General features: G+C 43.5%; 9 protein-coding genes. 8 read left to right on the top strand and 1 reads right to left on the bottom strand.

The window, feature by feature from the left end:
* A partial coding sequence (locus HXY43_RS05250) for a peptidoglycan-binding protein (RefSeq protein ID WP_290880811.1) occupies nucleotides 1-628 on the bottom strand: 628 nt, incomplete at its 3' end.
* Between the two features lie 499 nt (nucleotides 629-1,127).
* On the opposite strand from HXY43_RS05250, the gene HXY43_RS05245 reads away from it, so the two are divergent.
* The 8 genes from HXY43_RS05245 (at nucleotide 1,128) to HXY43_RS05210 (ending at nucleotide 11,037) form a co-directional block, all read left to right on the top strand.
* Nucleotides 1,128-2,537, top strand: coding sequence for a hypothetical protein (locus tag HXY43_RS05245; protein WP_290880809.1), 1,410 nt, complete (start codon nucleotides 1,128-1,130; stop codon nucleotides 2,535-2,537).
* A 272-nt stretch (nucleotides 2,538-2,809) separates the two neighbouring features.
* Nucleotides 2,810-3,271, top strand: a complete 462-nt coding sequence (gene rimP, locus HXY43_RS05240) for a ribosome maturation factor RimP (protein WP_290880807.1) — start codon at nucleotides 2,810-2,812, stop codon at nucleotides 3,269-3,271.
* Nucleotides 3,272-3,429: 158 nt separating this feature from the next.
* Nucleotides 3,430-4,749 carry a transcription termination factor NusA gene (gene nusA / locus HXY43_RS05235; RefSeq protein WP_290880819.1) on the top strand — a complete coding sequence of 440 codons (1,320 nt, stop codon included), beginning with the start codon at nucleotides 3,430-3,432 and terminating at the stop codon, nucleotides 4,747-4,749.
* A gap of 29 nt (nucleotides 4,750-4,778) precedes the next feature.
* Nucleotides 4,779-5,054, top strand: coding sequence for a YlxR family protein (locus HXY43_RS05230; RefSeq protein ID WP_026732821.1), 276 nt, complete (start codon nucleotides 4,779-4,781; stop codon nucleotides 5,052-5,054).
* A 422-nt stretch (nucleotides 5,055-5,476) separates the two neighbouring features.
* On the top strand, nucleotides 5,477-8,620 hold the full coding sequence (gene infB / locus HXY43_RS05225; protein WP_290880804.1) for a translation initiation factor IF-2: 3,144 nt from the start codon (nucleotides 5,477-5,479) through the stop codon (nucleotides 8,618-8,620).
* A gap of 39 nt (nucleotides 8,621-8,659) precedes the next feature.
* Complete coding sequence (locus HXY43_RS05220) at nucleotides 8,660-8,854, top strand: hypothetical protein (protein WP_290880802.1); 195 nt, start codon at nucleotides 8,660-8,662, stop codon at nucleotides 8,852-8,854.
* Between the two features lie 659 nt (nucleotides 8,855-9,513).
* The gene (locus HXY43_RS05215; protein WP_290880800.1) at nucleotides 9,514-9,711 is read left to right on the top strand and encodes a hypothetical protein; all 198 of its coding nucleotides are present in this window, start codon (nucleotides 9,514-9,516) and stop codon (nucleotides 9,709-9,711) included.
* Between the two features lie 588 nt (nucleotides 9,712-10,299).
* A complete protein-coding gene (locus HXY43_RS05210) occupies nucleotides 10,300-11,037 on the top strand; it encodes a peptidylprolyl isomerase (protein ID WP_290880798.1) in 738 nt (245 codons plus the stop codon).
* Nucleotides 11,038-11,087 lie beyond the last annotated feature (50 nt).

Below are 11,087 nucleotides of genomic sequence, written 5' to 3'. Positions count from 1 at the left end.
GAGTTAGAGTTGGTGAGGGTGTTGCCCCGGGTGTAGGAGTTAGAGTTGGTGAGGGTGTCGCCCCGGGTGTAGGAGTTAGAGTTGGTGAGGGTGTCGCCCCGGGTGTAGGAGTTGGGGTTGGTGAGGGTGTCGGCGTAGTTCCTGGACTTTCTAAGATCTCCTTAGCTTCTTTGTCAAGCCTCTGTCGCAATGCTAAGTCAGCAATTCCGGTTTCTGGCAGCCCAACTTTTTTCTGATACTGTCTCACTGCTGCTTCTGTTTGGGGACCATAATATCTATTCCGAGGTAGAGGAGGACTTGGCTTTGCTACCAAATTCAAGTTCGCCTGTAGAATTCTAACGATATCCATAGCAAAAGCTTGGGTTATTGGCCCTGCTATACCATCAGCAGGTTTTATCCCATATCCCTTTTGAAATTCTTGAATTGCTTTTCTGGTTTCTGGATCAGTTAGGGGTGCATTTGACACCGTAACTTTGTATCCCAATCCCCGCAGTACGGAACGGAATTGCTGTGGAGTATAGATTTGCTGTTGCGCTGGAGTAGCTGTTTGTGCGATCGCCATACTCGTCGTTGTTACCAGGCAAATAACAGCTGCGCTAACGCTTGATTTTCCAAGCTCACACCACATAGTTAAAACTCCTTTTGGTTAAATCAGCAGAATTGATATTAGCTGATATCTTGCACCATTCTCAATAAAAATCTCTGACTCTGATTGTTTACGTTACTAGATTTAACTTAGTAACGAGGGTTTGCAGGGCTACTACCTCCTGAGTGTTGCAACTGATGCAAGATGTAGATATTAACAAATGTATTTTAGAATTATTTAACCTCTTTAGCTTGAATATTAATGATTTTTGATTAATTTCATTTACATTCATTGACATTCATCCGTAAGAAGTATTTTTGCTTAGCTGTAGATGTAGGCAAAAAATTCTTCAAACAATATAAATTAGATTAGTTTGTTGTTTGTGATCTATTGTTGGTTGTCTGTTATTTTATAGCTGATAACCAACCACTGTACGGGTGTGTTTAGCCATAATATATTTGAGCATAAAAAACTGGACATGTAATCAAACTCGTTCCTATCACCTATATACAAATATCATCATATTATCAGCATCAAAGGAATGGCTAACTTAAACTCTCGAAAGCAGTACAAATTATGGTTTGAAAGAGTGATAGCAATTATTGCCACTCTTAACTTAGGCTTAGTTTTATTTGACTTGAGTTATATTTATTGGCGAGATTACTACTTACGGTATATACCAGTTATTGTTGATATATACGATCCAATTAAAGGTATTCAACCTCATCGGGAAACCGAAAAATATCTCAACACAGTCGATGAATTACAGAAACAGTTAAGAAGCCAGAATAATGTACAGTCGACCCAAGTAGAAACTCAGCTAGAAGAACTACGTCGCCTTAGTGCTGAGATGATAAATGATAATCCATTTGCGCTAGCTGAGAAAAGCGGCACGTTAGAAAAAATCAAAAATAGAATGCGAGACCACTTGAATCAGGAATCTGCCAAGCAAGCTTTTGCTATTTTTTGGAGTCAAGAATATTTATTGCAAAATGGCTGGACGGAAGAAATTAGATTTTTTAACCAGCAAATTCGACCTTTAATTGCTACTAATTACTTCCGGCAAATAGGAGAAAATGGCAAATTCATTGATAATTTTTGGAAAATTGACTTGCCCTTCATATGTATATTTGCTGTGGAGTTAGCAGTACGCACCTATTACATCAAACGCCGCTATCCATTTTTTAGTTGGTTGAATGCAATTTTGTGGCGCTGGTACGACTTATTTTTGCTGCTACTACTTTGGCGCTGGTTGCGAATTATACCGGTAACAATACGCCTTGATCAAGCAGAATTATTGAATTTACAACCCATTAGGCAGCAAATTCATTTAGGAGTGGTATCGAATTTTGCCGAAGAACTGACAGAAATTGTTGTTGTGAGGGTAATTAACCAGATTCAAAATTCTATTCGGCGAGGCGATTTAGTCAGTTGGTTCCTGAGACAAGAGAACTTGCGCCCTTATATAGATATAAATAATGTCAATGAAATAGAAGCGATCGCTGCGATTTTAGTACAAACCATCGTCTACCAAGTTTTGCCCAAAATTCAACCAGAGCTAGTCGCTATTTTGCAGCATAACATTGACGGTACTCTCAATCATGCCCCTATCTACCGTAATTTGCAAAGCTTCCCTGGAGTCACACAAATGCAAGCTCAGTTGAGTGAGCAACTGGCAACCCAACTTACCACTAACCTTTACAATGCCTTAGTTAACTCTGTGGAAGATCCTGTTTCGGCAAAACTCGCAACTCAACTCGTGCAAGGCTTCAGTCAAGCCTTGGCAGGGGAAATGCAAAAAAAACACGTTCTTTTGGAACTGCAAAGCTTACTTGTGGACTTCTTTGAGGAAGTCAAGATTAACTACGTGAAACGCTTATCCCAAGAGGATTTTGAGAAAATTGTGCAGCAAACCAGGCATCTGCGAACAAACGTAGAAGGCAGGAGGTAAGCTAATGTACTCGGGCGGGAAGTCCCCAAGTGGAGGAATCAAACCTGGGGGACATATCTATCCGCAAACAAATGTATAATTTAAACAGGTAAATAGTATTAATCTAAACAGGATTCGAGGAAAAAAGAAGTAATTTCTTGCTTCTCACCTCGAAAAAATACGCTACACTCAAAAAAGAGGCGAATCAAATTTGATTCGTCTGAAGACTTCTTGGAAGATATCGCTATCGCAGGAAGTGGGTCAGCACCCACTTTTTTTGTTGGAATTATCGCATGACTCATCCCTTAGTCCCACAAATTATTGATTTGGCCATACCAGTAGCAGAAGAACTGGGCTTGGAAGTAGTTGGAGTAGTTTTTCACACTAACCAAAGTCCGCCAGTTTTACGGGTAGACATCCGCAACCCACAACAAGATACTGGTTTGGATGATTGCGAACGGATGAGCCGTGCTTTAGAAGCGACTTTAGATGCGACAGAGATCATTCCAGATGCTTACGTCCTAGAAATATCTAGTCCTGGAATTTCCCGGCAGCTGACCACAGACAGAGAGTTTATTTCCTTCAAAGGATTTCCTGTCATCGTTTCTACTTCCCCACCCTATGAAGGACAGCAAGAGTGGACTGGTCAACTAATTCGCCGAGATGAAACATCTATTTACATAAATCAAAAAGGTAGGGCGATCGCAATCCCTCGCGATCAAGTTACCAAAGTACGGCTAGATGAGCGCCGATAGAGGAGAGTCTAGGGAATAGGGAATAACCTTACGGTTTGGGCAAAGGGCAAAGGGCAAGGGGCAAAGGGAACACTTTTTCCCTTCTCCTTTCCCCCTGCCCCTTTTTCCCTGCTTCCTAGTCCCTAATCGCCATATATTTAAGGAGACTGCTTATGTCAATGGTTAGTTTACCTGGTTTAAAAGAGTTAATTGAAAGTATAAGTCGGGAGCGTAATTTACCTAAAATTGCAGTGCAATCAGCAATTAGAGAAGCACTACTTAAAGGCTACGAACGTTTTCGTCGTGCCCAAAACTTAGACAGAAAACAGTTTGATGAAGATTATTTTGATAATTTTGATGTGCAACTGGATGTTGATGAAGAAGGTTTTCGTGTTGTTGCCACCAAAACTATAGTTGAAGAAGTCACCAACACCGATCATGAAATTGCCCTTCAGCAAGTTCAAGAGATGGGAGGTGAAGAAGCACAGTTAGGGCAGGAAGTAGTGCTAGATGTTACTCCCGATCAAGGAGAATTTGGTCGGATGGCAGCGATGCAAACCAAGCAGGTATTAGCACAAAAACTGCGGGATCAACAGCGGCAATTAATTCAAGAAGAATTCCAAGATCTAGAAGGAACAGTGCTGCAAGCGAGGGTGTTGAGATTTGAGCGGCAGTCAGTAATTATGGCTGTGAGCAGCGGTTTTGGTCAGCCCGAGGTAGAAGCCGAATTACCAAAGCGCGAACAACTGCCCAATGATAATTATCGCATTGGTGCCACATTCAAAGTTTATCTGAAAAAAGTTTCTCAAGGTCAGCAGAGGGGGCCGCAGTTATTAGTGTCTCGTGCTGACGCTGGTTTGGTGGTTTATTTGTTCGCCAACGAAGTGCCAGAAATTGAGGACGAAGTTGTACGGATTGTGGCAGTAGCGCGGGAAGCCAATCCTCCGTCCCGTCATGTCGGGCCTCGAACTAAAATAGCTGTAGATACCCTTGATCGCGATGTAGACCCTGTCGGTGCTTGTATTGGCGCGCGGGGATCGCGGATTCAAGTAGTAGTCAATGAATTGCGAGGTGAAAAAATCGATGTAATTCGCTGGTCGCCAGACCCTGCAACTTACATTGCTAACGCCTTAAGTCCAGCACGAGTAGACGATGTGCGACTCATGGACCCAGAAACCAGGCAAACTCATGTACTGGTAGCAGAAGATCAACTTAGTTTAGCAATTGGTAAAGAAGGACAAAATGTCCGCTTAGCAGCCCGCTTGACTGGTTGGAAAATAGACATCAAAGATAAGGCTAAATACGACTACGTAGCCGAAGATGCTAAATTTGCAGCCGCAAGGGCAAAATATACATCAGATGATGAAGAAATCGACGATATCGACGATATTGAAGAGGAGGAATATAAAGATGAAAATCAGGATGAACTAGAAGATGAACTGAAAGATGAACTCGAAGATGAACTTGAAGATGAAAAATACGATCGCGATGAGGAGTAACTAGAAAATTTTTTAAAACTTTAACATTGATGAAACCGAACTATCGACGCTGCATTAGTTGTCGCAAAGTTGGTCTAAAAAACGAGTTTTGGCGAATTGTCCGCGTCTTTGGATCTGGACAGGTACAATTAGATGAGGGCATGGGGCGTTCTGCCTATATTTGCCCACAAGCAAGCTGCCTGAGTGTAGCTCAGAAAAAAAACAAACTAGGGCGATCGCTACATGCATCAGTGCCAGAAGCACTGTATCAAACATTGTGGCAGCGCCTGTCCCAAAGTAATCTCCCAAATCAAATCGAGCTTTAACTGCTTTGGCGGTAATCCCCAGAGGAATTGTGCCGACAGCCGCACCCCAAGCGCTATCGCCACACCCTCTGTTATGCTCGTATTTGATGCCAAAATAGTAATAGGGTGTCTGGCAAATCGCTCTTTAATATCTAAAGGGGGCGAAACAACACTCCAAACATAGATTTACGCTCAATGTGTTGTGGAAGACTCAGAATCAGCAAAACAAAACATTAAAAAATTGCAATCTGGTAGCGCCCACGCGCAGTTCGGCGTCAACCATCGTTTCTGGTGGCAATGCCAGCCTTAAACCGAAACATCTCTCTTTCCTGATTGGAGGCACCGGCAACAAAACGGCAACCTAAAAACAGTAATCAAAGGGTGGAGATGTCGCAAAAGCTGGCATCCATCCGTTAAAACTGTAAATTAAAGGGGAAGAGTGGATGAACAACGGCAAAGTTAGAATCTACGAATTATCAAAGGAATTGAATTTGGATAACAAAGAGCTATTAGCAATTTGCGACCAGCTCAATATCGCGGTCAAAAGCCATAGCAGCACAATCACCGAGTCCGAAGCGGAACGCATTCGTTCCCAAGCAGAAAAACTGGCAGCTACGCACCCGATGCCCAAAAAAGATCATCATGGTGCAACCAGTCATAAACCACATAAACTACAAATAGCCTCCCGAAATCGACCTGCTGCATCACAAAAACAAGAATTGTTAGAAATACGCAAACCAAAACCACCTAAAAATAATGCTGCCAACGCCCCGGAAGCGTCGGCTGCTACCAACACCGAATTTGCTTCTTCTGAGGTTACTCCTCTTTCAGCCCCCAGACCTTTCGCTACACCAGTCTCATCCATGAAGCCGACGGCACCCATTCGACCTGCACCCCGGAATCAGTCTGAGACCCCACAACAAACTGCTGTGACAGAAGCCGATCAAACGCCCAAGCCAACTCAGCCAGTGGAAAAAATGGCAGCGGAAAAACCAGAAGCACCTTCCTCTGTGCCCCAAAAGCCGAAACCAGAAAAACCCCAAAAACCACAACTGGTTGCTCCACCCGCAAGACCTTCTGTGGAAAAGCCTCAATCGGCACCCCAAGCTCATCAAGCAGAAAAACCGATCCTCAAACGCGATCGCGACCAAGTTCGCGAACAGCCTCGCGATCGGGATAAGGGCAAGGGTAAACCACAGGCTCCGGTAAGTGCAGACGGTGCACAGACTACCCAACAGCCTCCGAAACCGACGCGTTCCCCTGGCCCCCAGCCGAAATCGGATCAAAAAGGTAGAGGAACTTCTGCACCAGGTGAAGTGCCAAAACCAAGACCACCAGTACGTCCAGGTCAACAGCCAGCAGCGGCAACACTATCAAAACCTGTGCCAGCAACACCTGGAAAACCACAGGTATCTGAAGAAGAACCAGACCTAGAGGTAGAATCAACCGAAATCATCGAACTCAAACGTCCCACACCTCCTCGTCAACCGAAAGTTGGTAAAAAGTGGCAGCCGGAAGAAGAGATTGATGAAATCAAAGAAGCTGCCAAAGCCAAAGCAGCTGCCAAAGGTAAACGCCTCAAACCCATTGTTGATGATTTTGAGGACGAAGATTTCCTCGAAGATGAAGATTCAGATTTAGCAGCCGCTGCTATTCAAATCAGCAATGCGATCGTTCGTCCACCCAAACCCAAGGCTGCTAAACCAGCCCAGCCTGCTACAGCCGCAGTCACTGCTAAACCGACTAAAAAGCCAACTCAACCTCGTGGTGAACAACAGCGTCGCCCACAGGAGCAAAAGCGCGAACGCCCTGAAAAACTGATTGTGACAGGCACGATGACCGTGCAAGAGTTGGCTGATGCCTTGGCAGTTGCCGATACAGAGATTGTGAAAATCCTTTTCCTCAAAGGCATGGCGGTGAGTATCACCCAAAGTTTAGATATTCCTACCATCACCTTGATCGCCAACGAACTAGAAGTAGAAGTAGAAACTCAAGAACCAGAAGCAGAAGCCCGCAAAGTCACAGAAATGCTGGATGTGGCAGACCTGGAAAACCTCCAGCGGCGTCCGCCCGTAGTGACGATTATGGGTCACGTAGACCACGGGAAAACTACTTTACTCGACTCGATTCGCAACACCAAGGTAGCGGCAGGAGAAGCTGGTGGTATTACACAGCACATCGGCGCATACCACGTAGACGTAGAACACGATGGCAAAGTCCAACAAGTAGTATTTTTGGATACGCCTGGTCACGAAGCCTTCACAGCGATGCGGGCAAGAGGAGCACGAGTCACAGATATTGCCATATTGGTAGTGGCAGCTGATGATGGCGTGCGTCCCCAAACGATTGAAGCAATCAGCCACGCGAAAGCCGCAGGAGTGCCAATTATCGTAGCAATCAACAAAATCGACAAAGAAGGCGCTCAGCCAGACCGAGTCAAGCAAGAGTTGACAAACTATGGTCTGACTCCAGAAGAATGGGGTGGCGAAACAATTATGGTTCCCGTGAGCGCGATCAAAGGCGAAAACCTGGATACCCTGCTAGAGATGATTCTCTTAGTAGCAGAGGTGGAAGAACTAAATGCCAATCCAGACCGTTCTGCGAAAGGAACAGTGATTGAAGCTCACTTAGATAAAGCCAAAGGTGCAGTTGCTACCCTGCTGGTGCAGAATGGTACGCTGCGGGTAGGCGACATCTTGGTGGCTGGCTCGGTATTTGGTAAAGTCCGGGCTATGATCGATGACCGTGCTAGAAAAGTAGAAGCAGCTACTCCCTCCTTTGCCGTTGAGGTACTGGGTTTAAGTGATGTGCCAGCGGCTGGAGATGAGTTTGAGGTCTTCCTGAATGAGAAAGAAGCACGAGCGATCGCGACAGAACGCGCTGAAAAACAGCGTCAATCCCGGCTCATGCAAGGACGCGTCACCTTGACCAGCATTTCGGCTCAAGCCCAAGAAGGCGAGTTGAAAGAACTCAACTTGATCCTCAAGGCAGACGTACAAGGCTCTGTAGAAGCAATTGTGGGATCGCTCAAGCAAATTCCGCAAAACGAAGTGCAAATTCGCTTGCTGTTGGCGTCAGCTGGAGAAATTACCCAGACAGATATTGACCTGGCAGCTGCAAGTGGAGCTGTAATCATCGGCTTCAACACCACCTACGCTAGTGGCGCTAGACAAGCCGCCGATGAAGTTGGTGTAGATGTACGCGAATACAACATCATCTACAAACTCCTAGAAGACATCCAAGACGCTTTGGAAGGTTTGTTGGAGCCAGAACTAGTAGAAGAACCTCTGGGTCAAGCAGAAGTGCGTGCTGTCTTCCCCGTTGGTCGCGGTGCTGTTGCTGGTTGCTACGTTCAGTCTGGCAAACTAGTTCGCAACTGCAAACTGCGGGTGCGCCGTGGTGGTAAGGTAGTCTACGAAGGTGTTCTAGATTCACTCAAACGGATGAGAGAAGATGCGCGTGAAGTCAACGCCGGCTATGAATGTGGCGTTGGTGTTGACAAATACAGTGACTGGACGGAAGGCGACATCATTGAAGCCTACCAGATGGTAACTAAGCGCCGTACCCTCTCGGCTGCTGCGAGATAACAACAGTGGCAGAGCGGGAGAGGAAGTGGACACTTCATATTGGGGCTGACACACCGGACGCGCGAATCAAGAGGACACGGAGACACGGAGACTATAAGACGCAAAGAAAAAATCAAACACTCTCTGCGTCACCGCCTCTCTAGTTCTCCGCGTTATCGTACTTGCATCGCTGCATCTCCCATTCTTCCTGTCAAGCCACAGATGCACGTTAAGACTGCTGTGGTGTATCACTAATCTCAATCTCTCTCTTTTGATGAGTGTTCAATTAGCCACAGTTAGTATTTATATCCAGAAGTAGCAAAAATTGTCTGTTTAATTAAGAAATTTAAATTTTAAATTTTGAACTAACACTATTGGGGAGACGCTTCCACTACTTCTGTTGGTGGCAACATCTGCAAAAGCAAGAAGCGTCGATGAGCCAAGAATCCCCCGCCTTTTAGGCGTGGTGAGTGTCAAAGCAGTATGATTAGTTATAGTGCTGTTGCATTTATAATAATTTACTCTATTTACTCTAAAAGTAATAAATTTTGTTTGGATAATTTACTCTATTTACTCTAAAAGTAATAAATTTTGTTTGGTTTCTAACTCCCATTGCAGGCGTCTGAGACTATCTGCAAGCAGATTTTGCCTTTTGGAAAACAATATGTTATTGCGCTTTCCCGTAAGCATTGCATCCTATTTGGTCACAAATGAAACAGAATTTGCTGCCATAGAAATATTACCTTTAAAACAGATTTAGCAAGATTTTATAATAGCAAAGGTGCGGGAGAATCAAATCTTGCCCTAGTTCTTTTAATCCCAAAAGGGATGTAGAAGCCCGCACGCAAATCCTACTGCAATCAATCAATGCAGATAAGTATACTAATCAAGCTACAGTCGAGGACTGAAGAACTATGGCTCAAATTCAAACTTCCAGCGATCGCCAATTCGCTTATGATACCGAAATATGGAATAGTTTAAAGTGCGCGATCGCAGCTAGTTCTGGTTTCCAACGCTGGCTGTTGGAACGCGATGTGCAATTCCAAAAGCTCAGCCTTGAGCAACAGGTACAGCATTATTTGCGGGAAACTCTAGAGAATTTAGCTTACTAAAACACTCTTGTTGTTAGTTGTTAATAATTAGTAGTTAACAACAGCAATCTTCAAATGACAAGGAGGACAAGGGGGAAGAAAAGTCAAAAGTCAAAAGTCAAAAGTAAAGATTTTAATTTTGACCCTACCCTACGGGAAGTCGCCCAAAGGGCGTCTACGCTGCGCCCCTTGGGCATGCTTTTGACTTGGTACTTTTGACTTCCCGAAGGGTGTCTGCCCACTCTCCCTTGTCTCACCTATAAAGACAATTTCTGAATACTGAATCGACGTTCTAGAAGCCTTCCGGGTACTCTGCGAGAAGCTGCTCTGACGCTACTTAAACAATTAACACTTTAAAATTACTACAAAGGTAATCATGAAGTTGTTAGAAAGCTGAAATATATCACCTTTTAATAAAATTATTGTGAGTAAATTCTACAGCTTATTAAGCATTTGCAATACATTCTAAAATACCGAAATATAAAGATATTTTCAGTATTTTCGACAATTTATATTTATTTTGCTTGAGATAAAAGTTTAATATAAATCATTTTTGGACAATTATTTTTAATTGATCCAACAGATATTTGTTTTTACTAATCATGTTTTATGTATAATGATTTCTCACAAATAAGTATAGCCCCGGAGGAAATTGTCAACTATCTCAAAAGTGAAATGAGTTTGAGAGAGGTATATCAAAATATTTTGTCTCAAAAAGTGATACAGCACGTAGCTGAAGAAAAAGGGATAAATGTAACAGCAGAAGAAATTGAAGCTGAAGCAGATAATCAACGTCGTGAAAAGCGTTTGGAGAAAGCAGCAGACACCTTGGCATGGTTAGCAGAGCAATTTGTTAGTCCTCATGATTGGGAAATCGGAATTCGCAATCGGCTACTGACTCAAAAATTAGCACAGACGCTATTTGCCGAAGAAGTAGAAAAGTTTTTTATCCAAAATCGCCTAGAGTTTGAGCAAGCAATCTTTTATCAGATCGTAGTTGCTCATGAAAAACTTGCTCAAGAACTTTACTATCAAATTGAAGAAGGTGAAATCAGTTTTTATGAAGCAGCTCATGTTTACGATCTTGATGATAATCGCAGACACAAGTGTGGTTATGAAGGAAAAATTTATCGCTGGGCTATCCAACCAGATTTAGCAGCGATTGCATTTAGTACTCCACCTAAACAGTTAATAGGTCCAGTTAAAACTGAGCAAGGTTATCATTTGCTTATGGTTGAAGAGTTTATACCAGCAGAATTAACACACCAAAGGTATGAAGAAATTCTCAATAACATGTTTCAACAGTGGTTAACTGCTGAGATAGATTACATGCTACATTCTTTTTAACTTAAGATATAGTATCCAATCTAATATTTATTAATATTTATAAAAATAAA

Source organism: Fischerella sp., assembly GCF_013388695.1.
Taxonomy (GTDB): Bacteria; Cyanobacteriota; Cyanobacteriia; order Cyanobacteriales; family Nostocaceae; genus PCC9605.
Note: the sequence above shows the minus strand (reverse complement) of the source record. Positions and strands in the feature narration are given on the sequence as shown.